The sequence below is a fragment of the Chelatococcus sambhunathii genome, assembly GCF_001418005.1.
GTDB classification, from domain to species: domain Bacteria; phylum Pseudomonadota; class Alphaproteobacteria; order Rhizobiales; family Beijerinckiaceae; genus Chelatococcus_A; species Chelatococcus_A sambhunathii.
This window is the reverse complement of sequence record NZ_LIOL01000017.1, coordinates 1-24,104: the sequence shown is the minus strand read 5'-3', so window position 1 is coordinate 24,104 and position 24,104 is coordinate 1. Positions and strand designations below refer to the sequence as shown.

22 protein-coding genes, 1 tRNA gene and 1 pseudogene are annotated in these 24,104 nt (G+C 62.4%); all 24 read right to left on the bottom strand.

Features of this window, described 5'->3' with window-relative positions; genetic code table 11:
- Positions 1 to 103 precede the first annotated feature (103 nt).
- On the bottom strand, positions 104 to 715 hold the full coding sequence (locus ASC46_RS19715; RefSeq protein WP_072249627.1) for an N-acetylmuramoyl-L-alanine amidase: 612 nt from the start codon (positions 713 to 715) through the stop codon (positions 104 to 106).
- A gap of 1 nt (position 716) precedes the next feature.
- Positions 717 to 1,106: a hypothetical protein gene (locus ASC46_RS19710; RefSeq protein WP_210166026.1), complete on the bottom strand. Its 390-nt coding sequence runs from the start codon at positions 1,104 to 1,106 to the stop codon at positions 717 to 719.
- Between the two features lie 7 nt (positions 1,107 to 1,113).
- The gene (locus tag ASC46_RS19705; RefSeq protein ID WP_055461001.1) at positions 1,114 to 1,854 is read right to left on the bottom strand and encodes a hypothetical protein; all 741 of its coding nucleotides are present in this window, start codon (positions 1,852 to 1,854) and stop codon (positions 1,114 to 1,116) included.
- Between the two features lie 29 nt (positions 1,855 to 1,883).
- Entirely contained in the window at positions 1,884 to 2,168 is a 285-nt protein-coding gene (locus ASC46_RS19700) for a hypothetical protein (protein WP_055461000.1), read from the bottom strand.
- A 261-nt stretch (positions 2,169 to 2,429) separates the two neighbouring features.
- Positions 2,430 to 2,714: a hypothetical protein gene (locus ASC46_RS19695; RefSeq protein ID WP_055460999.1), complete on the bottom strand. Its 285-nt coding sequence runs from the start codon at positions 2,712 to 2,714 to the stop codon at positions 2,430 to 2,432.
- On the bottom strand, positions 2,711 to 2,920 hold the full coding sequence (locus ASC46_RS19690; RefSeq protein WP_055460998.1) for a hypothetical protein: 210 nt from the start codon (positions 2,918 to 2,920) through the stop codon (positions 2,711 to 2,713). Before ASC46_RS19690 ends, ASC46_RS19695 begins: the two co-directional genes overlap by 4 nt.
- A gap of 59 nt (positions 2,921 to 2,979) precedes the next feature.
- A complete protein-coding gene (locus tag ASC46_RS19685; protein WP_055460997.1) occupies positions 2,980 to 3,747 on the bottom strand; it encodes a Rha family transcriptional regulator in 768 nt (255 codons plus the stop codon).
- Between the two features lie 169 nt (positions 3,748 to 3,916).
- A complete protein-coding gene (locus ASC46_RS19680) occupies positions 3,917 to 6,463 on the bottom strand; it encodes a DNA-directed RNA polymerase (RefSeq protein ID WP_072249625.1) in 2,547 nt (848 codons plus the stop codon).
- Between the two features lie 302 nt (positions 6,464 to 6,765).
- A tRNA-Leu gene (locus ASC46_RS19675) sits at positions 6,766 to 6,854 on the bottom strand.
- A gap of 82 nt (positions 6,855 to 6,936) precedes the next feature.
- Positions 6,937 to 8,103 carry a tyrosine-type recombinase/integrase gene (locus tag ASC46_RS19670; protein ID WP_082464917.1) on the bottom strand — a complete coding sequence of 389 codons (1,167 nt, stop codon included), beginning with the start codon at positions 8,101 to 8,103 and terminating at the stop codon, positions 6,937 to 6,939.
- Complete coding sequence (locus ASC46_RS19665; RefSeq protein ID WP_055460994.1) at positions 8,103 to 8,435, bottom strand: MarR family winged helix-turn-helix transcriptional regulator; 333 nt, start codon at positions 8,433 to 8,435, stop codon at positions 8,103 to 8,105. The genes ASC46_RS19670 and ASC46_RS19665 overlap by 1 nt, the downstream gene beginning before the upstream one ends.
- Positions 8,436 to 8,822: 387 nt before the next feature.
- Complete coding sequence (locus tag ASC46_RS19660) at positions 8,823 to 9,293, bottom strand: hypothetical protein (protein ID WP_141659728.1); 471 nt, start codon at positions 9,291 to 9,293, stop codon at positions 8,823 to 8,825.
- Positions 9,294 to 10,003: 710 nt separating this feature from the next.
- On the bottom strand, positions 10,004 to 10,828 hold the full coding sequence (locus ASC46_RS19655; protein WP_055460992.1) for a hypothetical protein: 825 nt from the start codon (positions 10,826 to 10,828) through the stop codon (positions 10,004 to 10,006).
- Between the two features lie 896 nt (positions 10,829 to 11,724).
- Positions 11,725 to 12,021, bottom strand: a complete 297-nt coding sequence (locus ASC46_RS19650; RefSeq protein WP_055460991.1) for a hypothetical protein — start codon at positions 12,019 to 12,021, stop codon at positions 11,725 to 11,727.
- Between the two features lie 34 nt (positions 12,022 to 12,055).
- On the bottom strand, positions 12,056 to 12,340 hold the full coding sequence (locus tag ASC46_RS21420) for a hypothetical protein (RefSeq protein ID WP_141659727.1): 285 nt from the start codon (positions 12,338 to 12,340) through the stop codon (positions 12,056 to 12,058).
- A 263-nt stretch (positions 12,341 to 12,603) separates the two neighbouring features.
- Positions 12,604 to 14,283: a phage terminase large subunit gene (gene terL / locus ASC46_RS19645; protein WP_055460990.1), complete on the bottom strand. Its 1,680-nt coding sequence runs from the start codon at positions 14,281 to 14,283 to the stop codon at positions 12,604 to 12,606.
- A 97-nt stretch (positions 14,284 to 14,380) separates the two neighbouring features.
- The gene (locus tag ASC46_RS19640) at positions 14,381 to 14,611 is read right to left on the bottom strand and encodes a hypothetical protein (RefSeq protein ID WP_055460989.1); all 231 of its coding nucleotides are present in this window, start codon (positions 14,609 to 14,611) and stop codon (positions 14,381 to 14,383) included.
- Positions 14,608 to 14,847, bottom strand: a complete 240-nt coding sequence (locus ASC46_RS19635) for a hypothetical protein (protein WP_055460988.1) — start codon at positions 14,845 to 14,847, stop codon at positions 14,608 to 14,610. The genes ASC46_RS19640 and ASC46_RS19635 overlap by 4 nt, the downstream gene beginning before the upstream one ends.
- Entirely contained in the window at positions 14,847 to 15,287 is a 441-nt protein-coding gene (locus ASC46_RS19630) for a 2-oxoacid:acceptor oxidoreductase family protein (RefSeq protein WP_055460987.1), read from the bottom strand. The genes ASC46_RS19635 and ASC46_RS19630 overlap by 1 nt, the downstream gene beginning before the upstream one ends.
- Positions 15,287 to 16,984 carry a phage tail fiber domain-containing protein gene (locus ASC46_RS19625; protein ID WP_055460986.1) on the bottom strand — a complete coding sequence of 566 codons (1,698 nt, stop codon included), beginning with the start codon at positions 16,982 to 16,984 and terminating at the stop codon, positions 15,287 to 15,289. Before ASC46_RS19625 ends, ASC46_RS19630 begins: the two co-directional genes overlap by 1 nt.
- A 75-nt stretch (positions 16,985 to 17,059) precedes the next feature.
- Positions 17,060 to 20,620: a hypothetical protein gene (locus tag ASC46_RS19620; protein ID WP_141659726.1), complete on the bottom strand. Its 3,561-nt coding sequence runs from the start codon at positions 20,618 to 20,620 to the stop codon at positions 17,060 to 17,062.
- Positions 20,620 to 23,067, bottom strand: a complete 2,448-nt coding sequence (locus ASC46_RS21640; protein WP_055460984.1) for a lysozyme family protein — start codon at positions 23,065 to 23,067, stop codon at positions 20,620 to 20,622. The genes ASC46_RS19620 and ASC46_RS21640 overlap by 1 nt, the downstream gene beginning before the upstream one ends.
- Before the next feature lie 7 nt (positions 23,068 to 23,074).
- Positions 23,075 to 23,848, bottom strand: a complete 774-nt coding sequence (locus tag ASC46_RS19610; protein WP_055460983.1) for a virion core protein, T7 gp14 family — start codon at positions 23,846 to 23,848, stop codon at positions 23,075 to 23,077.
- Positions 23,839 to 24,104, bottom strand: a pseudogene (locus ASC46_RS19605) (hypothetical protein); the annotation flags it as partial. The pseudogene ASC46_RS19605 and the gene ASC46_RS19610, both read right to left, overlap by 10 nt.

Here is a 24,104-nt window from a genome sequence, read left to right as displayed (position 1 = left end):
GTGCGTATGAGGAACGCTGGAAAAGAAAAGGCCCCGCCAATTACAGCAGGGCCTCTTCAGTATAAGTGGGGGTTAATCCCCCGATGTGGTGCAGTGACTGCACTCAGGGAAGCTTCAGAACTTCCCCGATATTCAGAACGGTGTTCACGCGACCGTTAATCTCAGCCAGCTTGAACAGGTCCACGCCGTGTTTCCGCGCAATGGCGCTGAGGCTGTCGCCCTTCACCACGGTGTAGGACTTGCCCGCCGGCTTGGAAGCGGCCGGTGTTGGGATGCCGGGTATGCCTGGGACCTGACTGACTTCGGCCCACCACTTGCGGGCATCGAAGCTGGGGCACGCCTTCGCTACGTTCGGGAAGTCGCGATGCCCGAGAACCTCGGCCGCAGGGAAGCGAGCCTTCAGCCCCTTCACGAGCCGCTCCATGGCGGCCTTCTGTGCGGGGGTTCGGGTGTCCACCGCCTTGTTGATGTCGTTCGCATCAACGCCGCCGACATACGAGATGCCGATGGTGGTCGCGTTGTGGCCCGCAACGTGGGCTCCGGGCTCCTCCAGCGGGCGGCCCGTTGAGACCGAGCCGTCGAGGTGGATCACGTAGTGGTAGCCGATCTTGGCGAACCCGGCCTGCCGGTGCCACCGATCGATCTCCTTAACGGACACCTCTCGCCCGGCCGGAGTGGCCGTGCAGTGGAGGACGATATGGGTGATGTTGCGCATGTTAGGCCCCCTTTGCGGGCTCGTTGAGCCAAGCGTCGGGGATGCTCTTGTCGGCGTAGCGGAATCCGTACTTCTCGCACCACATGGCGTAGGTGGTCATGGAAGTCTTGCTGATCCGCTGCCGGGAATTGGAAAAGACGAAACGAATATCGAGGTCCGGGTGCTGCTCTTTGATGAGCTTGTGCTTCTGTCGATCCTTGGTGACGAAGCGGCCCTTTGTCTCGACGATGATGCCGTTTGGGAGGACGAAGTCCGGGTGATACTTGCTCTCTTCGGAGGGCCAAGTGTATCGGATCACGCTCTCCGGGTCCTCGTACCTGACGGGAACGCCCTTGGCGGCAAGCTCCGCAGCGACCTTATCTTCTAGGCCGCTGCGGAAGCCGTGGACCAAGCCGGGATCAGAAGTCGTCGTTCTCGTCTTCGTCGTCCGACGCTTCGCTATCGCCATCGTCTTCGTCAGCGCCGCCGCTGTAGTCCTCGCCCTCGTAACCGTCCTCCTCGCCGAAGCCGAAGGAGCTGGCCGACCGCTGACCGCCCGACACGAGGTCGATGATCTGGACGGCGGTGAGGTTGAGCTTAAGTCCGGCCGCGCCGGTGCCGGGAATGAAGTAGTCGGACGCTTCGAAGGCGATGATGCCGACCGTACCGCCCCAAATCTGAGGAGCGTTCGGGAGCACCTTGCCCTTGCGGTCTCGGACCACCATCGGCCTGCCCTTGGCGTCGAACAGCGCCGGGTACTTGATGATCGTCGTTCCCGCCTTCGGACCCTTCTTGATCTCGATGCGGTGCTTCATCGCGAACTTGAACTCGACCTCGCCGGTCGGCTCTTCCGTCTCCTGATCCAGAAGCTCGGTGTAGAGGTCGTTCACTTTCACGCCGCCGAGCTTCTTGCGGGTCTCCGCCTTCAGCTTCTTGAACTCCTCCTCTGCTTTCGCGACTGCCGCGTCATGCAGGGGCTGGAGCTGGGCGATGAGCTTCTGGACAGCGGGATCGCTGGCCTTGCCGATGGCCTTGGTCGAGAACTCGCCGTCCGGCTTCGGGTATTCGTTACTGCCAAAATCAGCCTCGACCAGCTTCGGGAATTTGAAGACCAGTCGAGGCGTCTTGAAAGCAGGCAGCTTCTTCTTTGCTTCTGCCAATTGTCTTTCCAAGCTTGGGAGAAGGCCGCTTACGCGGCGGCCTTCAGGGTGATATTGAAGCGCTCATGCGGCTGGGCGTCACGTCCGTTGGCAGTCATCATGTCGAACACGACCGGGTTGTGGACGATGAGCTCGACGCTGTGCCCAAGCGCATGGGCCAAGAGGGCGGCGGCGAAGTGCGGAGCGAAGGTCTTCGGGGTGAACCCCTTCCCTTCTGAAACAACCTCGCCATTCAGGATGACATCGATGTCTGACGTTTCGGTGTAAGCCGGGTTGTCGAGGGCATCGACGGCATTCTGGATTTCGTTTTCCATGGTGATCTTCCTTTGGAGAGGTGCAGTCGCTGCACAGAATATGGGACTGTCCCGGTATGGGGACGGATTAGGTACGGTGAAACCTCTCAAGGGAGGGAACGTCGTAACCCTGCTCCATCAGGTCTGCGGCAAGCGTCAGACTGATGCGTCGTCCGGCTCTCCAAAGGGAGATGGCGGTTGACAGTGCAGAACGGGGCTCCTCGGCGGGGCCGTCCTCTTGAGTATAAGTGGGGGTTAATCCCCCTTCTCGGGCCGTGTCCGTCACTTGACCTCCTCGCGGAGGTACATGCGGATGGCCTCGAACTCGGTGGCGAGCCGGGCATCGTGGGTGTTGATGAGGTTCTTCGCCGCCGTAAGGGCGTCTTGCAGGTCCACCTTCAGGTGCTCGCACATGAGCACCGCAAGGATGACCGCCGCGTTGATCTGGACGCCTCGCCGCTCGTGCCAAGCCTGAAGGGTATCGATCAGGTGGAACGTGGCGAGGGCGGTCTCTGTACGCGGTGCGTTGATGATCTGCTCGTAGACGTAGTCCCGCTTCCGGCTCATCTGCGCGACCTCCGCTGACGGAAGCCGGCCTTGCTGCGGTGGCGCGGGCGCTCGGCATGGCGCCGGTTCGGGAACATGGTATCCACGATCAGCGACGCCATGGCCTGCCGCTGGTGGCGGCTGAGGCCGGAGCGGTCGAACGTGTGGCCGTCAACAACGACCTCATCGTAAGCCGCCCCGACCCGGATGGTGATGCGGGGTGACATGAAATGCACTCTTGGTGTTGGGAAAGGCTCTCGGCGGGTGCCTTGAGTATAAGTGGGGGTTAATCGGAAATTCCGGCCAACGCCTTGAGTGTCAGCTCCCCGGCACTTCGATGTAGAGCCAGCCGCTTCTTGCCTTCTGCCGTCGCAAATATTTCTCTCCGCCCTGAAGCGCTGCTAATTCTCTCGTAAAAGAGGTGAGCGAACTGAGCGTAGGGACGGTATTTACCCGTTGACTTCGACTGGCGGAGATAGCCTAGCCGCGCGAGGTCGGCCTTTATGGTGTTACGGTTCACGCCCGGAAGCGTGGCCGCAACCTCGCTGACTGTATGCGTGTGGCGACCAATGATCGACATGACGGATGAAAGCTCATGCTCAGCCTCCTCCGCCCTGTCCTCCGCAAGGAACGCCATTGTCTCCGCAATGCGCTTCTGCTCCTGCGCATCGGCCCACGCTCGGGCCGCCGCTACGGGATCGTTGAAGTCCGGTAGCTGCACCTGCGCCTGCTTCAGCGCCTGCTCCATGGCGTTGAACTCGTGGATGTAGAGAACCTTGAACTCCATGGCCCGCTGCCCGGTCCATCCCATGACGAGGATGGTGAAGCCGTCGCGGGTCATCTCGTATTCTTCACGCTCCTCGCCCTTGGCATCGGTGTAAGTGACGGGAATGAACCAGCCCAAATCTGGACCCGTTGACTCCGCGATCTTTCGGATGTCGCGAAGAACGTGCTTGTGCTGTTTGTTGAAGCAGTCCGCCACGTTCCGGCTATTGGCGTAGGTGGTCCCCTCGCGGATCGTGAGGACGGGCTTGGGTGTGGTGATGTCGCTCATGATGAGTGCTCCTAAGAAGGGAAAGGAGCGGCCCATCCGCTCCAGTATAAGTGGGGGTTAATCGACCGGGGCCGGCGCAAAGCGAGGCTTGTCCTCGCGCTCGCAAGCGAAGCGCTGCGGAGTGACTGCACCAGTCCCGGATATGTGGCAGTCCCATATTCGGAACTATTCAGGCAAAGAAGAAGTCGGACCTCTCCACGAGAGAGACATCCAGCGTCCCCTTTGGTGGCAACTCGGGTAGCTCCGGCAGCGCCTCGTCTGACAGCATCCCCGCGATGTCCACGCGGAACTCCGCCAGAGGGTCGTGCTCGGTGTAGAGTTGCACGAACGCCTTGCGGAGGCAGACGGAGACGATGTCAACGTCCGCCGCCACCGTCCCGTAGCTGTCGTGCACGAGGGCGAAGCTGGTCACGCCGTTGGCCGCCGCGAGGTTCACGAACATGCGCAAGGCCGTTGCGTCCATAGAGTGCACCCAATTGGGCGCGATCCCCTGCTGCTGGCGCCGCCGGTCGATGCTGTCCAGGTCCTCCCGGATCGTCAGCTTCATGACCCGCCCGTCGAGGAAGGTCTCGATGCGCTTCGCCTTGGTATCGAGATAGGACTGCTGCACGAGAAGCCCGTCCGGCGTCTGCCACGTGACGGGCAACCCCTCGGCCGCCGCCAGCCGGGCGCACTCCTTGAGCCAATCCATCCCGACGCGGGCCGCCTTCACGACCTCCCCGATGGCCTGCCAGACCAGTGGCTGAAGCCAGAGCGTGGCCTTGAAGATGCCGTCGCTCTGGTCCGTAGCGAAGGGGTTCTTGGCGCCGGTCTCCAGCTTCTCCCTCACCGCCTCCTCAAGGAACTCCCGGCAGGAATATTGAGTGGACCCGTAGGGAAGCGTCATGACCGCCCGCTTCGTCACCTTCCGGTCAACCCCGAAGGCAAGCCAGCGGTTCGCCATGTCCACCTCATCAATGCCGTGCTCGGCCCACGTCTTGCGAAGCTTGGCGAGACCATGAACAGTCCCGGATGTGGAACCATTTGGACACACGAAGCCCCTCACCAGCCTCAACGTCACATCCGCGACAGCCGCATAGATGTCGTTCGGTTTCTCCGATGGCACGAGATTGACGGCAAGGCCGCCGACAGGGTCTCTAAGCGCGGCACTATAGTGCTGGAGCCCGTTGCAGGAGCCGTCCAAGGCGATGGGCAGCGACGACACGAAGGCCGCGCCCTCGCGGATGTATCCGGCCCACTCGAAACAGAAGGCCAGGAACTGCCATGGCTTGTCCGCCTTCGTCCAGAACTCGAACCCCTCGCCCCAAGGATCGGCCGCGACACTCTCGATCAGCGAGGACCGCTCTTCCACCCACGTGATCCGATCCTCCAGAGACACCTTGTCGTAGCCGTAGGTGTTGGCCCCGTGGATCGCGAGCCAGCCCGGCCCCGTGTCGTCCCCAATGGGCTTCCCATGGGCGAACGTCAGGAGCGCCTTGGCGTGGTCCGAGCCCTGCGGATTGAGGAACAGGGGGATGGCGTAGGCGCGTCCCCGGAAGTCGAGTTGATGCGGGAAATAGAAGGCGTCGAACTCGGCGAACCTGTCCGCGATCTGGATGATCTTGCGGAGCTGGATGCGCTTGCTCTTCAGCTTGCCGTTGGCCGTGTGAACACGAGCGGCGGCCTTCTTCCACTCCCTCCTCGCCTCCTCGTCCTCGGCGATGTTGTCCGGCTTGGCGGGAAGCTGGAGGGCCTCACGTGACGGCAGCTTGGCGATGGGCAGGCCGATCTCCCAAGCCTCCCGAAGGACCTCCAGAACGGGCTTGTTGATGCGCCACGCGGTGTTCTGCATGGCATTCACCGACGAATAGACCTGCGAAAGGTCCCGGTTCGCCAGCTCCTCCAGATAGTTCCGGTTCCGGCTCTTGATGAGTGTCAGCGGCCGGGGCATTTGACTGTGATAGCCGCCGTCGAAGGGCGACGACCACTCCTTAGGCGGGATGATTGTTGGCAGGAACGACGGGGCGAGCACGTCCATCTGCTCGTTGGCGTTGTTGATCCAGTCGAGGGTCGCGTCCGTGGCCTGCACATAGACCTGCGTATCGTGGAGCCCCTGCGCAACGGTCTCGATCTTCACAAGTCCAGTCACTGCACTCAGCATCTCAATCAGCTTCTGCCCGACATGGACGCGGTCAGCCTTGGGCCAGTCTTCCGTTACCCCGGAGCGACCCGCCATGAGCCGTGCAACGTTGCGCTTGTAGCGCTGCGACGTGGCCTTCTCGACCTTGCTCATGGTCGCCCGGAAGTTATCCGGGTTCGTCCGCTTGAATTTCCGTAGGCGAAGCTCATCAGCCATCGCGTCCGCAATCCTGATGGCCGCCCTCTGAAGGACGTGCCGCTTCGTGATGGCGTCAAGGGCGTGCTTCAGCGTCAGGAAGGCCACGACCTCCGGCTCCAGAAGGATGATGTATCTGACCGCCTTATGGCGCCGGCCTGCCTTGCCCGACGCGGCCTCTTCGACAAAGTCTTCGATGGCCTTCGTCATTGGCTCGATGAGCCCCTTAAGCAGCCTCTGACCGTATCCGGTGCTCGCCTCTTCGCCTCGCTGCTTCGCCTGCTCAATCATCTTGTAGAAGTTGTCTCGCCCTGCGAGGACCATCTCCTCTTCCAACATGATCTGTTTCTCATAGAGGGAAAGAGATGAAGAGGAAGAATGAGAGGAAACAGTATCGTTCATCTAAAGGTCTCCTTCAGGGGTGGCTATAAGTGGGGGTTAATCGGGGATGCGCCGCCCGGCCCGTGACCGCACTTGTGACGGGGCGTAGCGGTGGCGATGAGGTGAGTCATTGCGGCGTCACAAGCTGTGACATCGATCCGTCACGCCTTCTTCGTCACGTGAAACTGTTGCATAAGTGGGACTAATTTTGCAAACAAAAACCCCGGCCGGATAAGCCTTATCCGACAGGGGCTTGTGGATTAATCCCTACATCGGGACGAAGACAGGCCGTCTTTTAAGTCTACTGCAATTCGGCTGTCTGGTGGTGCGGGCGACGGGGGTCGAACCCGTAAGCCATTGAAGAGGCGGCGAATTTTAAGTCCGCTGTGTTTACCAGTTTCACCACGCCCGCGTCACAAGGTGGGCTTCGGCGTCACAGTCCGGTGCCCATTTCCGTCACGCGTCACAACCGGTAGACATCAACGGAGTTTAGTCTACTCGGTGGCCTCAAGGACCTGATCGACGGACACTCCCGGCGGCAGCATCCCGAGCTTCGCGAGGAGCTGGAGGGCTTTTTTCATGCCTTCGTCGGCGGCCCCGTCCGCGCCCTTATCGTCGTCCTTCCATCCCTCGTCAAGGACACTGACAGCGGCCTTCAGGTTCTTCGGCGCGAGATGCGCGTACCGAAGCGTCATCTGAATGACCTTGTGCCCCATCCACTCTTTGACGACGATGAGGTCCACGCCCCGCTGCACCATGCGGGAAGCGCAGGTGTGCCGGCAGATGTACGGGACGAAGTGCTCGTCGTTGGCAAACCCGAGATGCGTCCGCGCCCTATCCCATACGTGCCGCATCCAGAGATTGGAGTATGGGAAGAGCTTGTCGGTCGGTGCAGTCGCTGCACCTATCCGACGCTTGACGATCTCGCGGACCCGCTTGGTCATATAGATCGAGCGCGGGTTCTCGTTCTTGGTCTGCCAGATGCTGATGAGATTCGACTTCAGGTCCACGTCACGCGGCGCAAGGGCGTATAGCTCCTTGGGCCTCATGCCGGTGTCGATCAGGCACTTGATGACCTCGACGTGGTCCGGCTTCTCCCACGACGCCAACGTCTCCAGCAGCGCCTTTTCCTCCTCCGGGGATAGGAACCTTATCCGGTTCTTGCTCTCCTTCCGGCGGTGGAAATTGGGGAGCTTGTCGATCACGCCGCGATCTCGGGCCAGCTTCATGGCCTTCGACAGGACCGCTAGCTTGCGGTTGATCGTGCCATCGGCATTCCCTTTGGCCTCCATAACGGCGATGAAGCCGAGGACAGCGTCGGTGTCGATTGACTGCACCGGAGTGGCGGGGCCGAAGTAGTCCTCCACCTGCCCGATGTTGACCATCATCTTCGCGGCGCTCGGTCCCTTCTTCCAAAAGGCATCGTATGCCAGACGCAGCGCCTCCCCGAGAGTGTCCCCCTTGCGGGACTGTGCAGTCGCTGCACCTGTCGCACTTGTGGGAGCAATAGGACGCGGAATAGCCTCGCCCCGCAGGTGTGCGGCGCGGGCCTCTAGTTCCCATGCTTTGGCTGCCTGCTCGGTGCTGAAGGTTTCCCTCCAGCGCTTGTCCCCGAGCGTGATGTCAACCTGCCATGAGTTTCCCCTTGGCCGTACTGCCATTATTCACCTCCTGTGTAGTGGATGATGGAGCGGATGACCCGCTCGCCTGCCGGGGTTAGCCGGACCTCTTTGAAGCGGCGGTCCTCAAGCGAATCTCTCGACACAACGAGTCCGAGCCCAGGGCCGGTCTTGCCGCCGTCTCCAAGGACTTCAACGTGTCGGGTGACGCTGGACTTGCTCAGGTCGGTATCAGCCATGAGCTGCCGCATGTTGACGCCCGGCTTCAGGGCCACGAGAAGGAGGATATGGGCCATCTGAATGGGCATCTTGGGATCGAGTTTGCGGAACTCCTCAATCAGGAGTATCGCCTTCCGCGTGGCTTTCTGGTCCATGTTTCGTCCTTCCCAAAAGAGAACCGGGCCGCTCCAAAATCAGATAGAGCGGCCCCCATACAATCTCGAATGGCCCGTCTTCTGTCGTGAACAGAAAGGCCGACCTTTTGCCACTATCCCACTCAAGGTAGAATTCCACAAGTGGGACAATTGCGGATTTATAATAGGTCGTGAAGCGCATTCTCAGGTGTGACTTTCGTGCCGGGAAGGTCGCCGGGAGGTGGCGTCGGGACGCGCCCGCAACGTCGCCCGAGTGAGAACATTAATAGAACATTACTCCCACAGACAAGGGCTCATAGGATCACAGTCCTATAATCCACAGGCTCGTCAGGCGGCGCACTACGCCGCGACCATCGCGGGCACCTGAGGCACCCGCTAGGTTTCGCCTTAGAGGACCACATCGCAAAGGGCCTGAAGCTCACGAGAGGCACGGAGATGGCAATTCACGGGCTCGCCGATGCTGATGAGGTAATCAATCAGCGCCTCGCGGAAGGTCTCCATCTCCTCCCTACCGGTCTCCTCCAGCTTCTCGTGCTTCTTCTCCAACTCCCGAAGCTCGGTTTCGGTATCCTTCAATTCCCCGGCCAACTCGTTTCGCTCGTCCACAAGGCCGCGCATCTCGTCAACGATCTTGGACAACTCGTCGTAGCGTTGAGCGGCCAGAGCCTCGGCTTTTAGGACCTTGGCGCGTTCCTCGACGATCTCCATTTCGGCGGCCTCAATGGCCTCCTCGTAGCTGTCTAGGAGAGCTTGGTCTTTCCGATAGACAGCGTCGTCATGGGCCGCATCGTCCTTCATCCGGGCAATCTCAGCCTCAAGCTCAGCAATGCGAGCCCGGAGCGCGTCTTCCATTTTCATGGTGCAGTGACTTCACCTGTTGGGAGCGGAAAAAGCTACCGCGACGAGGACCGGCTAGGTCCCCGTTTCGGCCTTGCTCAAGGGCCTCGTCAGGCGGCTAAGGCAGTCCTCGCCAGAGGCTGCGAAGGCGGATGATTTCGGCGACCGTGAAGAGGGCCGAGAGGGTGAGGAAAGGGGCCGCGAAAATGGCGGCGGCTGCCTGGGCCTCGCTCATCGCTCAACCCCGCAGGCTTCCCGCCACGTGCTCCACCGAAATTCCCGGCTCACCGAGGCACAGACCGCGCCGATTTCCTCACAGAGACGGCGCCGCTCGCGCTCGTCGGAAGTCTCCGCGATAACCTTCGCGAGGGCGATAAAGTGCTTTTTTGTCATGGGTTTACATCCAGCGATGAGAGGTGCTAGGATCAACCCCGGCAACTCCCCGCCCTTTCGAGCGAGGAGCCGCCGTCTCAAGCGATGAGAACGAAGAGGATTGAGAGGAATGCCGTTGCAGCGGCCCTCTTGATCCTCTTTTTCGTTCTGCGGTCGATTGAGACGGAGACGAAGACCACGACTTGCATGGCTTAGCCTCCGGGGTGACAGCCGGCCGGGACTGGCCGACAGGGCACGCCTAAGCGCACCGTGCGAGGCACCGCTAACGATGCCCCGAGGCGCTACGCTCAAGAGCAAAAGGCCGGGACAGTCCCCCTTGTGGGACCGTCCGGGCACAATTAGAGTCCGCAGGCGGCGACAAACGCCTCGAACCCCATTCCGCACTTGGCCGCCATCTCCTCAAGACGGGACTTTGCGGCCTCTTTCTCGCCTTCCGTCGCGCCCTTGGTGTAGAGCGCCCACACCTTCCGGGCTCGGGTTGCCGTCACAGGATCAACGTGCCCGCCATGGGCTTTGTCGTTGCGCTTCCCGAAGTCGCGTTCTGAGAAGTCCTTGGCCTTCCCCTTGGTGCCGCCCTTAGCGGTGCCCTTGAGGGCCTCGTTTTCGGCCTTGAGGCGCTCGACTTCGGCCAAGGCCTCAGCCAGCAAGCGGCGGAGCTTCTCGGCTTCCGTCTCTTTCTTCGCCTTGGCTTTGGGCTCGCCACCCTCGCCGCCCTCCCCCTCGCCACCTTCACCGGTGCCGCCTGCGGGAGGCTCTTTCTTGGCCTTCTCAGCCGCCTGCCAGATGGCAAGGACGCCATCGACAGACCATTTGCGCTTGTCTTCCGGCAGGGCCTCGACGGCCGCCATGATGGCATCCCAATTGGCCGCCAGCTTCATCAAGCGGGCTCGCCAAGTCTTGTCGAAGGGAAAGCCGGACTTGTCGCACCACTCCCCGAAGGCGCCTTTGGTGTCCTTCAGGGTTTCCTTGGCCTCGTTAAGGCGCTCGCCGACGACGCACAAATCCTCAAGAGAGGCGCGGCTTGCCGACTTCGCCTTGCTGTAGCGCTCCAAGATGGTTGCAGCGCAATCGGCAAGGAAGTTGTGATTTGGGCCAAACTCCGGGCCATTCTCTTCAGCACCGGTGCCGGCCTCACCATCAACTCGCGACGTATCGTTCAACATTTCATCTCTCCACTAGTTGCAAGGGCTAGGTCTAAGCGCCCGCAGCGCTTCGCTTGCGAACGCGAGGACATGCCTCGCTTCGGGCTATTCACCGGTGACGCTTAGGTGAGCCCTTGCGGGCTCTTAGAGAGGTTCACGATGTCAAAGAGCGGCGGGCTGGAAGCCCTTGGGAGCGACCTACCCCGAAGAGGCGCGATGTCGTTCCGTTGTGTGGATAGTGCTAAATCCGGGATCGTCCCTTAGTCAACGCCTATTTTGCGCTTTTCTGAAAATTTTTTTGTATCTCTTAAAAATCAATGGCTTGCGCCGCCACTCGACACATATAACGGTGACGATAGGCGGCATACACGGGACTATACGACGGCAGTCGAGTTGCCCCCGGCCGGTGCAGTCACTGCACTCCGGTAGGTGCCGTTATGGTGGCCGTGAGAGGGCGAGGAACGGGCGCGATAGGTGCAGTGACGCTGCACCGCAAAACAATAGATAAGAGATGGAAGCGGATAGCTTCGGCACTGGCGCCGGCCGGAACGAGGCCCGGCAGCCTCCCCTAACGCGCCCTTTAGGCTGCCCGCGCGGCCCGAATGAGATTTGCAATCCGCCGCAGAACCAATGTTTTCAATGGCTTAGCCGCAGCGTGTGCCGCAGGCCGTGACGTCGGGGGCCGTCCGGTGCCCCATGCGGTAACGGAACGCGCGATTTGTACGGCCGGCAGGGCCATGGGGGGAATTGCGGGCTCGCTTCCGCGAGCGAACCCTCTCGAATTTTTGTGGCAAACATCCGGGGACCCTCACCCGCCCCTTCAGTGACTCTAGGGCGGCCCTATAGCCCCCTTGAGCACCTAGGATAGGGAAACGTACCGGAAACCGGAGACGGCCCTCTACGGGCTTCCTAGGGGCCTACTTCGGAGCGCCATGGTCGTCAGGCTTTGTTCCCTCTTTCGGCGTGTAGAGTAGCCCTGAGATAACCGTGCCCGTCAGCACTACCAGAAAGGCGAGGACGAACTTGCCTGATATCGCGAGCCACCAGAAGGCAATTCCGCCGGCAATCACGGGCGAGAGCCTGACTTCTAGGAGGACATCCCTGATAAAGGCGGGAGCAGCGCGAAGGGCCAAGAGGGCCGCCACCGCGATCATTAGGTAGACACCGGCACCGCTCGCGGATGGGCCGAATAGGTCTTCGTACACGCTGAGCACGGGCTGCCCTTCGGATTTCCTTAAGGGAGCTGGATCATCGACCGTAGGGGCGGGTGTTAGGCCCGCCATGGGGACCGCTACGCGGCGCTTGCTGGCCCCAGGAATTGACGATGGCCCGGTTCTTGTCCGCCCATCGCTCAACCTGCTGCCCACGCATCTGGCCTTCCATCTGCGACTGCTGGCCGTAGTCCTGCGGCCCAACGGGGCCGGTGTAGACCACGCCCGCGCATGGTCCCCACTGAGGGTTACAGGCAAGGGCCGGAGAGGCGGTGATGACGGAGGCGGAGGTGAGGAGGATGATGCGGATGAGGGAAGTCATGGAAAGCCCCTAGCGAGCCCTCTAGGTGCCATATAGGGACTCCCTTGACAATGCCCTTGGGATGTCGAGGCTGGACTGCGAAGCAGGACAGAAGACATCCCAAGGGGCGCCCCTCTTTAACACTCTAATGTAAACTTTACGGGGGCGGGGGTATTGGCTCCCCCTATAAGTGGGGGATAATTAAAGTGCAGTATCACTGCACCGGAAACTAGACAGGTGCAGCGGTACTGCACCCATCGCCCCCGGTGCAGTCACTGCACCAATTACACCCGAACCCAAAGATCGCGGGGACGGCCGGAGCGTCCCATGGCTCCGTCGATGAACTTGTCCAATTCCTCTTGCAGCTTCTTCTCTCGCAGGTCGGCCGCCGCCCTGTCGGCGTCTCGCGCCATGCTCTCGGTCCAGTAGGCCACCGCCATGGCGAGGGCATCGATCCGGTCGTCCTTGGCAAGGGACCCTCGGTCCTTCGTCAGGCGGGTGAGCTGGTACATGAGCATGTACTGCTGCGCCCTATCGGCCGGGTAGATGTGAACGGACTTGGCGTCCTGCTCGATCACCTTCGGGTCTATGACGAGCTTATGCCGCATGAGGACGGGCTCAAGCGTATCGATGATACGCTTCTCCTTCTGCGACGAGTGCTTCACCTCCTCGATCCTGCACGGGTGCAGTCGCTGCACCACGGGCTGGAGGAGCTTGGTGTACATGCCGTCACCGAAGTTAGCCTCGACGATGATGTGGTTGACCTGATGGTCCTTCGCGAGCGTAGCCAGCTTGAGCAACGTGTCGTCGTCGTAGCCGCCCGGAAGGCCGCCCGCTGCGGTCACGTAAAGGAACCCGTTGAGGAACTTCACAATCGCATAGCCGGTCTCATCCCCGCCCCGCCCGGAAGGATCAATCGCCATGACGGAGCCGGTGTAAGGTGTCCACTCCTTGTCCACCCACATGGGCCGGTAGAAGTGGTCCCCGTTGAAGGCCACGTTGTGCAGCTCTAGCCGGGCCTCCGGTGAGGCAGCCCAAGCGAGGCGCACGGGAGCCAGCTCGGGATTGATTGACATGACGATGAGGTCGGAGACCCGGAGCGGGTAGCGCTCAGCGTCCGACAGCCGCGTGTCGAGCATGAACTGAAGCGCGAAGCCAGAACGGCCATACGACGCCTCGCGCTCAAACAGGTCGTCCTCGTCAAACCGTTGGGGGTCGGTCGGGGCGCCTGCCTTCCATCCCTTCTCGATGAGGTCGAAGACGAACGGCGACAGCCGGTCCCCATACGCCGCGATCTGCGCCTTGTCGGGAACACGTGCCGGCCAGATGCGGATTTGGTAGTTGCGCTTGAGAAGTTCGTTATAGAGGCTCATCTCGCACTGCGGAGTGCCGAGGTAGATGACCCGGCTCGTGTCGAGAGGCTTCAGGATTGCGTCGAACTCCTGCACCCGGATCGCAAGCTGCTGGCGCTGCGTCTCGGTCATGGAGTTGTTCGGAACCTCCACGTCGTCGGCGATGATCACGTCCGCGCGGGAGCCGGCGAGCTGACCCGTGATGCCGACCGACTTGACGGACGGCGAGTGCGAGTTGCGGGCAGGCCCAACGTCGAACGCAATGGACGAGTCACGCTGCCCCGGACGAGCCCGTAGATGGGCCAGAAGGGGCATCTCTGCGATCAGCCGCTTGGTGAAGGTGGAGAACTGGTCGGCGCGATCCTTGGAAGCGGACACCACGAGGATGTTGAGCTGCGGATCGCGGTAGAGAAGCCAGACGACGAATGCCGACGTGACATAGGACTTCCCGACGCCCCGGAACGCTTCGATGATGCAGCGCTTCGGGCCGTGCTGGAGGTAGTCCGCGATGTCGTATTGGACGGCGGTCGGGTCAGGGAGATTGAGGTGCTTCCAGACCAGATAGAGGAAGTTTCGGAAGTCGTCCTTGATAGGATCGTTGAAACGCTTCATGGCGAGTCAGGGACGCCGCCACAGACGCAAAAATGCCCCGGCAGGGGGTTTTCCCTTGCCGAGGCTGAAAGGCGCTGTACGGCCTCCCGAAGGGGCCTTATTGCTTGGTGTAGGTGTCTTCGGTAGAGGCGAATGGGAGGTTCGCCACAAGGTCCCCGACCGGACTACCCTGGGCCGGGATCGCGTCCACGCCATTGTCCTTGAGGAAGGCGCGAGCGACGTTGAGGTCAGCCGCCGTAGCGGTGCCCTCTCGGATGCGCTTCAGGAGGTCCTTAGCGAGGGCCTCGTGCAGGGCCTCGAACGTCTCCAGCGTTGCTTTCTTGCTCACTTGAAGAGGTATTCCTTCAGGATTGAGATGGCCCATCCCATGACGGTCGAGAGCGCCGCAGCAAGGGCGATTACCCATCGCCGGTCGCGCTCAAGGGTGGTGATCCTCTCAGAGTGCAGTGACTGCACACGCTCGATTTCGTCGGCCCTATTGTCCTGCTTGTCGGCCCGCTGGATGACGTGGTCGAGCTTCCCGTCAATCCGGCCGAGCATGAGGTAGAGCTGGTTCTCTTCCATTACAGGGTCTGCGCCTCCGACCACATGTCGTCGATCTGCTCCTCAGTCAGGCCAAGCGCGGCGCCGATGTGCGCAATGAGGACATGCTCTCGCTTGTAGATCGGCGCATACTCCCACTCGACTATTGCCCGCTCCCGCGCGGCCGGGTCTTCGATGGCCTCGATTGCAGCCTCGACGGACGCGAGACTGATGGAGTTATTAAGGAGCCCGAGACGTAGCTGTCGGGGGTTGAGGGGGCGAAGCTGCGACTGGTCCCGCTCAGGATCGTCCCGCTCGGGCTCGGCTTTCGGCGGTTCGACGAGTGCGAACACACCGCCCGCGATGCTGACCATCTGCCCCGCAGCCAAACCGTCAAGCGCCGCGAGGTAATCGGCCTCGCTGATCTCGATGCCATCGCTGAGGGGCGACGTGCTGATCTGGCCGTTAGATGCCCACGGCATTACTTGATCCTCATGTAGTAAGTGGCCCAAATGTTCCGAGGGCGCGTCTCCGTGCTGGTTCTCGGGGCTCCACTCGAACCGTCTGTGGTGGGGTCGCCCGTGGTTGAGATGCTGCTCAGGGGAGCACCACCACCAGAGAAGTTTTCCGACCCGTTCCGGTGCATGAAGGGCCAGCTGGGGTTTAGCGGCAGGTGCCGGTGGCCCTGAAACGCGTCGTCCTGCACGGAGCCAGCAATGTCACCGGCTCGAACAAATCGACGCTCGGTGTTGATGAGACGGAGTGTTTGTCCGTTGAGCGGCGAGCCCGTCAGGCTGACAACCGCCGTCGCATTGACGAGTGGCGCAGAGCCCGAGACGGTCTCGCTCGTGAGGATGCCGTTATTGTAGCCCCCCGCCCCGGTCAGACCAGCCGTCAGTTTGACGTAGCGGTATGCCTTGTCGGTCGGCGGAGTCGGGACGCCTGGGATGTGGTCGAAGATCGGGATGGGCATGCCGATTGGTTGCATAGCCCACGTGTCCAGATTTCCGCTGTCCCACGCCTCTCTCCACGGTTGCCAGACGCCATTGTTTCGGGTCCGAACCCACGTCCTGTAGCCGCTGTGATTAAGGGCAGTTATGCGCTGGAGGACGTAGTTTGCGCTGGACGAGTGGCGGACAACTTCGATGTAGAACCAGCGGCCCGCCACTCCGGCTTCCACCGGAACGCTGAGAAGGGCGTCGCCGTCATACCAGCCGGGGACCGTAAGCGTGTCGAGGTCGGTGTTCTGTGTAAGGCGCAGGCTCTTAGTGAAGGTCAGAGAGCCGCCAACGGAGAAGTCCCCCGTAATCGATCCGTTGCCCGTGGATCTGATGTAACGTCCGTCCGCCGTCGTCTTGTCGTAGTAACGCTCATCCGCTGCGAGCTTCGTGTAGAAGCTTGACGGGTCGAACATTGCCGCTGCCGCAGCGCTGGCCGCCGCGTCCTGCGCATGCTTCTTGGCAGAGTAGTCGGCCCCCTCGACCGGTGAGCCGAGCTTGGACGCCCACTCCTGCGCACGTGTCGCCGCAGCAATCGCCTCGGCGGCCTTTGACGTGGCCGTGCCGGCGCCTGACGTGGCCGTAGTGGCTGCCGTCGCGGCCGTATCTCGGGCGGCCTCGGCGGCAGTCTTGGCGGTCTCCGCAGCGTTCCTGTGGGCGAGCGTGTTCGCCTCGGACGTGGCCGCTACTGTCTTCGAAGCGGACGCCGAGTTGGCCGCCGCGATGGCCTGCGCGAGCTGGGACGACATGGCCGTCTCGGCCCACGTCTTCGTCACCGCATCGCGATCCTCGACCGGGTTGCCAAGCTCCTTGATCCTTCGGCCGCCGGCGCCATAGGAGCCGTCCGACAGAAGCTCAAGCGTCCCGCCGGCAATGTCGATGGCCTCCTGCACGATGTAGAACGTCTGGAGGTTGGACAGGTCGAGGTCACTCTCGGTGAGAACCGAACCGTCCACGAAATCCACCATACGGTTGTCGCGCGGGGTGTGGCGGCGAACCTCGATTACCGCATCAGGTGCGGGCGCCGGGGTGATCCTGACGGTGTTCGGATCGTCCCACGTGAAGGAGTGGACATCGAGGGACACCCGAACCTCGATGTGGTCTTTGTCCAAATACGGGAACGGAACCGCAAAGGTCTGCGTGACCCCATCGCCCGCATACTGGACATAGGAAAGAGCCATTGATTTCCTTGTGCTGAAAATGAAAAGACCCCCAAGGTTTCCCTCGGGGGTCCGTCACAGGTGCAGCGACTGCACCTATCGGGAACTGCGCTGGTCCTGCGGAAGCTTGATGAGTGCCCCCTGCCGCTGCGCCTCCATGAGGTCGTAGTGGAGCTGGGGGATTTCCTGTCGAAGCTCCGCCTTCGCGGCCTCCCGGAACGCCTGCACGATGACCCTGATCTGGTCGATACGGGACCCGTTGCGGTCGAAGTCACCGTCCGACAGCCCGGTCTTGTAGGCGGGCGAGGCGAAGAAGTCCGCGAGGGTCTCCTTCAGGGTCTTCCCGTTGATCTCGACGGTTCCCGTAAGCTCCCTGTAGCGGTCACTGGCGGTGTAGCCGGTGACGGGGCTCCGGTACTGCGTCAGGTCAACGCCATCCAGCTTGTCCGGGGACACCTTGATCGCCGAGTTGTGGAGCATCATCTGCCGCGCAAGCTCGTCATAGACATCAGATTGCGGCGTTCGCTTCCACTCATCGGTGAGCGGCTGGGCGCCCGGAGCGTGGACCGTCTGCGTGACAGGGCTGATCCAGTCGGGGCCGAGGGCCGGCGGGATATACTGCTTCTCGCCGAGGATGTTCCGCTGGGGATCGAGGTCTTCCGCGTAACCCGGCATCTTCCGGCGCATGGCGTCCACGACGGAACGCGCCTCGCGCATATGCGGATCGCCCGCCACCTGCTGTAGCGCGGTCGGGACGAAGCCGCCTGCGATGCCCTTGAAGAAATTCTCTGCCTTCCGGCCCGGCTCCGACATGGCGCCGAGGGCGTTCACGAGGCCCGACAGGTAGGACTTGTTGTTGAGGTTCTTCGCAAGGGCCGTGACGACCATCGTCGCGCGTTCCTCAAGGTCTTGCTCGGGCCACGCTCCGGCGGCCTCGGCGTAGTCCGCAGCCAGGCCGAAGAACATGCCGAAAGGATCGAACCGGGCGTAGGAGGTGTAGTGAACGTTCCCCTCCTCGTCCGTCGTGCGGATCGAATAGGGACGCCATCCCGTGGCCTCAAGAGCCTTTCGGATGTCGGGGTCCGCCGGGCCTCCGCCAGTGATGTTGCCTTCCATGACGTTCGCCACTGCCGCGCCCCACAGGAGCCCGCCGGTCAGCATCTGAGCCTGCGCCCGCGCCTTCGCCCGGAACCCGTTCGCGCCCATGATGTCATCGGCGTACTGCTTCCGAAGGAGGTTGAGGCCGGGCGTGTGGTTCCAGACCTGCCGCATGATGTTTGTCGGGGTTCGCACGAACGGCATGATGAGGCGCAGGCCGGGATGAGCTGCTGCGGCGCCTTGGAGCGTCTGGCCGAGGGTGCGGCCCCCGCTATGCGTGGCCGCCGCAAGGTCCTGCGTAAAGGTGGTCTCTCGGGCCAGCGCTAGGGCATCCGCATTCTTCGCGTTTCCGTTCCCCTCAACGGCCTCGTCAAGGCGCTTCGTGACGTGTTCCGCCATGGCCTTCGGGTCGCGCCACATGCCGTTGGTGGCCGCCTCGCGCCACGCCTGCGCCCGGATAGCGGAGCGATAGGTGAGCTGCTTGAAGAACTCGTCTTCGGCCGTGAGGAAGCGGGACGGCAGGCGGACCACGTTGCCAAGGCCGTTGATTGCCATCGACAGGGCCGGATCGGAGATGCCGTAGTTGAGATTGGAGATGGCCGGGGCGTGCTCGACGGTTCCCCGTGCGGGGTCGAGGATCGACTCCCCTGTCTTGAGCGCCTTGTAGGCAAGCTGGACGGCGTCCTTGAAGGAAGCCGCATAGCCCGCGAACTGGAGGGCGCCCTCGATAAACTCGGCCCGACCCTGCGGACTGTCGAAGTGCAGGGCTCCCGCGATGAGCCGCTCGGTCGGGATGAAGGCCGCGTTGATGGCGTTCGAGGTGATGTTGACGACGTGCGTCTTGGGACCCGAAAGGATCGAGTTGATCCAATACTCATTGACCGACGAGAGCATCTTGTTGACGAAGCCCCCTCGGGTGATCTGAAGGTTGCCCTTCACGTTCTCCCCGTTGGCGAGGATTTTCTTCGCCGCCTTGACGATCTCCCTCTCGCCGCCCGCAAAGAGCCCGTCCACGTTGTCCGGCAGGACACCCTTGCGGGCCTCCGCCGTCAGCTTCATGGCGTTCATCGTGCGGGCGAAGTTGGTCTGGATGCCCTTGTACATGAGCTGCATGTTCGCCATCAGCTCATAGTGCTTGGCAAAGTCCGCGTATGCCTCGGCCCGCGAAGCATACTTCCCGGTTCCCCCGAGCGGGTCCCCGACCACCTCCGCGATCTGCACGAGACGGTCATTCACCGTCACCAGCATGTCGCGATAGAGCTTCAGCTCCGCGTCCGCGTGGAAGGTCTCCTTATGGATGGCCTGCATCCGCTGGAGAAGAAGGCGCGGATCGTCGCCGATCAGGTCCGCGAGAGAGTCCGCGTTGCGCTCGACGTTCTTCCACGAGCGGACATTGTCAGCGTTCCCGCCGATGGCCTTGGCGGCCTCCTCGCGATAGACCACGCGAAGGGCGGACATGGTGGCGTTGATGTCCTCGGCGGTCTCCATGAGGTCCGTGCGGATGCCGGAGATGTTCCGTCCCTGCCCCCACGCCTTCTCACTGATCGACGCTCCCGCAATCTCCCGGAGCTTGGCGTCGTCCACCTCCACGAGCTTCTTCGCGGGCTTGAACGCCGGGGCGTCCTTCGTGGGCTTCTTGGGCGGGACGTCGGCCGCCATATCGCCGGGCTTAACGTCCCCCTGCTGGTCCCCGAAGGTTTCCCTCGGGCTGTCCGGGCGGGGGCCGCCTCCCTCCAGATTGAGGTCAAGCTGTTCGCCGCCCTCGGGGCCATCCCGAAGGGGCGCTTCGTCCACCTTGACGCCGGCCGCCTCGCCGCTGCGCTCCATCTCGTCGAGGGCCTCTTCGGCGCCCTTGAGGTTGCCCGAGCGCTTGAGCTTGATGGCCCGGATGCCGTGGAACAGGCTTTCCACGAGGCCGCCCAAGACGAGCCCCTCCAGCGCGTTCTTGAGGCGCCCCTCCGCCTCGCCGTCCTCCGGGTCCGCAGCAAGGTACTGCGTGACCGAATTGGACAGGCGGGGATACTGCTCAAGCAGATTGGACAGGCGCTCTTCGTGGGGGTCGAAGGCCGTCGCATCCGCGATGGCGCCCTTTAGCATGCCCTGTCCGACCGCGCCCGGTGCAGTCACTGCACGTGTGACGCCGACCGCCTTGAGGGCACGGCCGGCAACGCCCATGCCAACGAGAAACTGCGTCACGTCGTTGACGATGGTTCCCGTGACGGACTCCGGCTCGGCCGGCATAGCGCCATCGGAGAAGCGCAGGGCGTTCTCGTTCGGGGCCTCGCGACCAAGGACCAGCTTGTCGAGGTCGATGACGTTCTTGTTGAGCCAATCGGCCACGCTGAAGGTGGCGTCAGACATGGCGTTGAGGCCCTCTTGAGCGCCCCTGACGGCCTGCGGAACGGCTTCCTTAAGGCCGGTGCCAACGTCAGACGCTACGGCCCCTGCCGTGGCGGAGACGCGCTCCATCCACGACGGGTCCTTCTCCTCCATTTCGAGGAAGCCCTGCCGAAGAGCCTCGGCCTGCTGAAGCTCTTCAGGGGTCAATTCTGTTGCCATTACTGCTTACCTTTGCTGCCCCTCTCCGCGAGGGTTCGCTGCCTCGCGAGGAACTCGCCGAAGTCCGCCTGCGGGATACCAAGCTTGACCGCCCAAGCCGTGAAGCTGTTGCCGGCGTTGTCGCCTGCCTTGAAGCGGGCCAGCTCGCGGTCGAGCGTCTGCACGTCAGGGAATAGCTGCGTGTTCCGCCAATCAACGCCGGGCGTCGGATCGAGCGGGACGTAGGCCGGAGCCTCCTTCACGGACTTGGCGGCCTTACCGGCCGGCTGCTTACCGGTGGATGTCGCCGCCGCCGCGTCGGCCCGCCGCTTCGCCTCTTCCTCTCGACGCTGGTCTTGGTTCTCAGGCTTGGCCGCCTCAAGGTCGAGGTGCGGCTTGTAGACCTTGACGAGGCCCTTGTAGGTCTCATCGGCGAACCTCAAGAGGTCCGCATCGGTGGCGTTGGGGTTCTTGTTCTCGAACTCCATCAGGGCCTGCGAGAAGGCGACCGTAGCGGCATTCCCTTCAAGCGGTTTCTGGAGCACACCGGGGAGCGTCTCCTCGCCGATGATCTTGCCGATCATGTCGTAGAACGGCTTGACGACCGGCTTGGTGACGACGCTCCGGTTGATGTTCCGGTTCGCCTGATCGTAGAGGTTTCGGATTGTGCCGGGGTCCTTGATGACACCGCGAGCGATGGCGTCAAAGACATCCGAAGGGGTGGCCTCGCCGTTGTAGACCCGGCGCTGGAAATCCGCGATCATCACGGGGTCCTCGCGCTTGTTGAAGTCGTCCATCGTCTTCTGCGCTTGGATCAACGTCTCGGCCAGCTCGGGGTCCTCCCGGTTTGCCGTCTCGATGATCTCGCGCGGGATTCCCCTCGGGCCGTTGTAGATCTCGCCCTTGGCGCGGGCGTCCTCCTCGGCCTTCTGCTGCCCTATCAGGGCGTCGATGGCGGCCTTCTTGACTTCCGTCTTACGAACCTCCTTACGGCGCTGTTCAAGGGTGTGCTGCTGGTTCTGCTCCTGAATGCGCAGGCGCCGGATTTCCAGCCGAGCCTTATCGATGGCATCCCGTCCGGCGACCGTCATGCCCGCCCCCGGTGTCCCGTCAGGGCGCGGCTTCAGGAGCACGTCGAGGATCGCCTCATCGCCCTGCCGGACTGCCGCTTCGGTCACGGCCTTGACGGACAGCGCCGAGACTTCGGCCGGGCTCATGCCCTGTTTCTTCGCCTCGATCTCCTGCTTCTGAAGCTCTTCGATCATCTCCGGGATGTAGCCGTTCTGGACACCATCACCGGTCGGCTTCCCGCCGTACTTCTGAAGGCTGGCGTTGAAGGTCGCGATATGGCGCCCTCGGTTGCCTTCAAGGGCCTTCCACGTCGGCGACAAGGCGGCCTGAATGCGGGTGCTGAAGCCCTCCTTCTCCATGTCCTGCCACAGGTTCCGGCCGCCGGTCCTGCTCGCGTAGTCAAGCTCCGCAAGCCGGATGGCCGCGAGGTCTTGGTTTTCGGGCGTAAAGGCTGCATCGCCCGTCACGCGGCGCCACGTCGAGGACAGGAACTGGTAGCGACCGGCGGCGTCAGAGGGGCCGTAAGGGGTCTGGACCTTGACCTGGGGGTGCCGGCCGTTGAGCTCGAATAGGGAGCCCGCGCCCCCATCGTAGCGGATGTTGTACTTGCCCGCGCTTTCACCACCGGCAATGGCATTCAGGAAGGCGAGCTTCCGGGCGGCATGAGGATCGCCCGATGATTTCAGCTTCTCGAGAACGGCCGGGTCGTCCGTCTGATATGGAGCGGCCGGGCCTCGGGCGGCGTAGTTGTCTATCGTGGTCTGGAAGCCGACAGAAACGCTCTCCCGGTTCTTCTCCACGAGATTGCCACGCGCCCTCTCCCGATGCCCCTGCACGAACTGCCGGGTGACAGTCATGACCTCTTCCGCCATGGCGGCGCGTTCCGCCGGAGACTGTGCGGTGTCGAGGACATCCTTCATCCGCTCCGACAGCCACTTATTGATGGCCGTAGGGTCCTCGCTGCTGGCGATGTCGGACTGCCAATATTCGCTGATGAGCTGGCCGGCGCGGGCCTGTACGCGGTTCCGGGCGGTGCGGGCCTCATAGACCTGCCGGAAGACCGGGGAGCGATCGGCAAGCGTCGGGTCCTTGGCAACCGCCTCGCCCCACGAATTGACGCCGTCCATGAGGACTCGCATCTCCGCATCGGCTGCGTCCTGCTTGTTCTCCTCGTCGAAGAACTTGCCGAGCGCTGCCGTGATCTTCGGGTTTAGCGCGGAGAGCGCGTTGACAAGCTGGTCCACATTCGACGGCGTCGGTGCACGAGGACGGGCGGGCTCGATGGGAGCCATCGGCCTGACCGGGGCAACTGGCGTGGGGAGCCGGCGGAAGTTGGTGTTGACCGCGACGGTATCAACCGGCCGCGCGGTGGGGCGGAACGTGAACTGCTCTGCCATTTATTCCTTAGAGGTTGAAGCTGAATGCCTGCTTGAACGACTGCCCCGACCACGTCGCGTAGTTGCTCGCCCCTTGAATGGCCGACCCGATCACGTTGGCGATCATCGCCCCTCGATTGGGGCCGGCTACGGGGGCCGCAGGGGTTACAGGGCTGACCGGCTGAGGCGGATTGAGGGGAGCGTTGGGCTGGAACGTCTGAATGGGAAGGTTGTAGAGCTGCTGGTCGGCGCTCGCCTTCAGGCCCATGGCCTCAATCGCAAGCTGCCGCTGGGTGGCGCTACGGTTCAACGCGATGATCGTCTCGTTGTCCCCGCCTTCCCGCGCTACGTCATTGATAAGCTGCTCGATGCTGGACCCTTCGATGCCCTTGGCGTCGGCCGCAACGCGCCCCTTAGCCTGCGCCGCCATGACGGACTTCTGGTTCTGGACGGACTGGAAGGAGGACGCCATGCCCTCCTCAACGGCCCGCTGAAGGAGCGTGGCGTATTGCGCGAAGAGGTTCTGCTGGATGGACTCCGTGGCCTTGGCGACGAAGTTTTCCTGCCGGGCGAACTCGCTCTTCTGGTAGTCGAGGACTTTCTTCCCGTAGTCCACCTCCTGCTGGTAGACCACGTTCTGATACTGGATCAGCTCGGCGCGGTATCTCTCCTGCTGCGCCTCGACTTTCATGTTATAGGCCCGCTGCTCCCACGCGGCCTTGTTCTGCGCCTGAAAGCTGAAGATCTGACCTGCGACACTTGCGCCGGTGGAGATGATCGCTGCGGCGGCAGCTACACACATTCCTTTGTTCTCCAGTGCTCCCAAAAATGGGTGCCGTTGTGCGGAATGCGGCGGCCGAAGGTGAAGCCGGCCCATCTGAGCCAGCGGATGTGAACCTCGTTCCGCTCGTCCGCAAAATTGTAGAAGGTCGGGAAGTGCCCGTGCATCTCGTCGAGCATCCCGCCGCAGTTGCGGAGGAACCAACGGGAGTGCCGGGCCAGGTCGTCGGTCCCGAGCATCCATGAGATGCCCAAGGTGGAGTGACTGCACCGGTCGG

Excerpts from the sequence above, each read along its gene's own strand:
- ASC46_RS19695 (WP_055460999.1), bottom strand. The coding sequence starts at position 2,714 with ATGAGCCGGAAGCGGGACTACGTCTACGAGCAGATCATCAACGCACCG.
- ASC46_RS19700 (WP_055461000.1), bottom strand. The coding sequence starts at position 2,168 with ATGGAAAACGAAATCCAGAATGCCGTCGATGCCCTCGACAACCCGGCT.
- ASC46_RS19610 (WP_055460983.1), bottom strand. The coding sequence starts at position 23,848 with ATGTGTGTAGCTGCCGCCGCAGCGATCATCTCCACCGGCGCAAGTGTC.
- ASC46_RS19625 (WP_055460986.1), bottom strand. The coding sequence starts at position 16,984 with ATGGCTCTTTCCTATGTCCAGTATGCGGGCGATGGGGTCACGCAGACC.
- ASC46_RS19665 (WP_055460994.1), bottom strand. The coding sequence starts at position 8,435 with ATGGACCAGAAAGCCACGCGGAAGGCGATACTCCTGATTGAGGAGTTC.
- ASC46_RS19660 (WP_141659728.1), bottom strand. The coding sequence starts at position 9,293 with ATGAAAATGGAAGACGCGCTCCGGGCTCGCATTGCTGAGCTTGAGGCT.
- ASC46_RS19680 (WP_072249625.1), bottom strand. The coding sequence starts at position 6,463 with ATGAACGATACTGTTTCCTCTCATTCTTCCTCTTCATCTCTTTCCCTC.
- ASC46_RS19690 (WP_055460998.1), bottom strand. The coding sequence starts at position 2,920 with ATGTCACCCCGCATCACCATCCGGGTCGGGGCGGCTTACGATGAGGTC.
- ASC46_RS19620 (WP_141659726.1), bottom strand. The coding sequence starts at position 20,620 with ATGGCAACAGAATTGACCCCTGAAGAGCTTCAGCAGGCCGAGGCTCTT.
- ASC46_RS19635 (WP_055460988.1), bottom strand. The coding sequence starts at position 14,847 with ATGGAAGAGAACCAGCTCTACCTCATGCTCGGCCGGATTGACGGGAAG.
- ASC46_RS19715 (WP_072249627.1), bottom strand. The coding sequence starts at position 715 with ATGCGCAACATCACCCATATCGTCCTCCACTGCACGGCCACTCCGGCC.
- ASC46_RS19670 (WP_082464917.1), bottom strand. The coding sequence starts at position 8,103 with ATGGCAGTACGGCCAAGGGGAAACTCATGGCAGGTTGACATCACGCTC.
- ASC46_RS19630 (WP_055460987.1), bottom strand. The coding sequence starts at position 15,287 with ATGCCGTGGGCATCTAACGGCCAGATCAGCACGTCGCCCCTCAGCGAT.
- ASC46_RS21420 (WP_141659727.1), bottom strand. The coding sequence starts at position 12,340 with ATGACTTCCCTCATCCGCATCATCCTCCTCACCTCCGCCTCCGTCATC.
- ASC46_RS19685 (WP_055460997.1), bottom strand. The coding sequence starts at position 3,747 with ATGAGCGACATCACCACACCCAAGCCCGTCCTCACGATCCGCGAGGGG.
- ASC46_RS21640 (WP_055460984.1), bottom strand. The coding sequence starts at position 23,067 with ATGGCAGAGCAGTTCACGTTCCGCCCCACCGCGCGGCCGGTTGATACC.
- terL (WP_055460990.1), bottom strand. The coding sequence starts at position 14,283 with ATGAAGCGTTTCAACGATCCTATCAAGGACGACTTCCGAAACTTCCTC.
- ASC46_RS19655 (WP_055460992.1), bottom strand. The coding sequence starts at position 10,828 with ATGTTGAACGATACGTCGCGAGTTGATGGTGAGGCCGGCACCGGTGCT.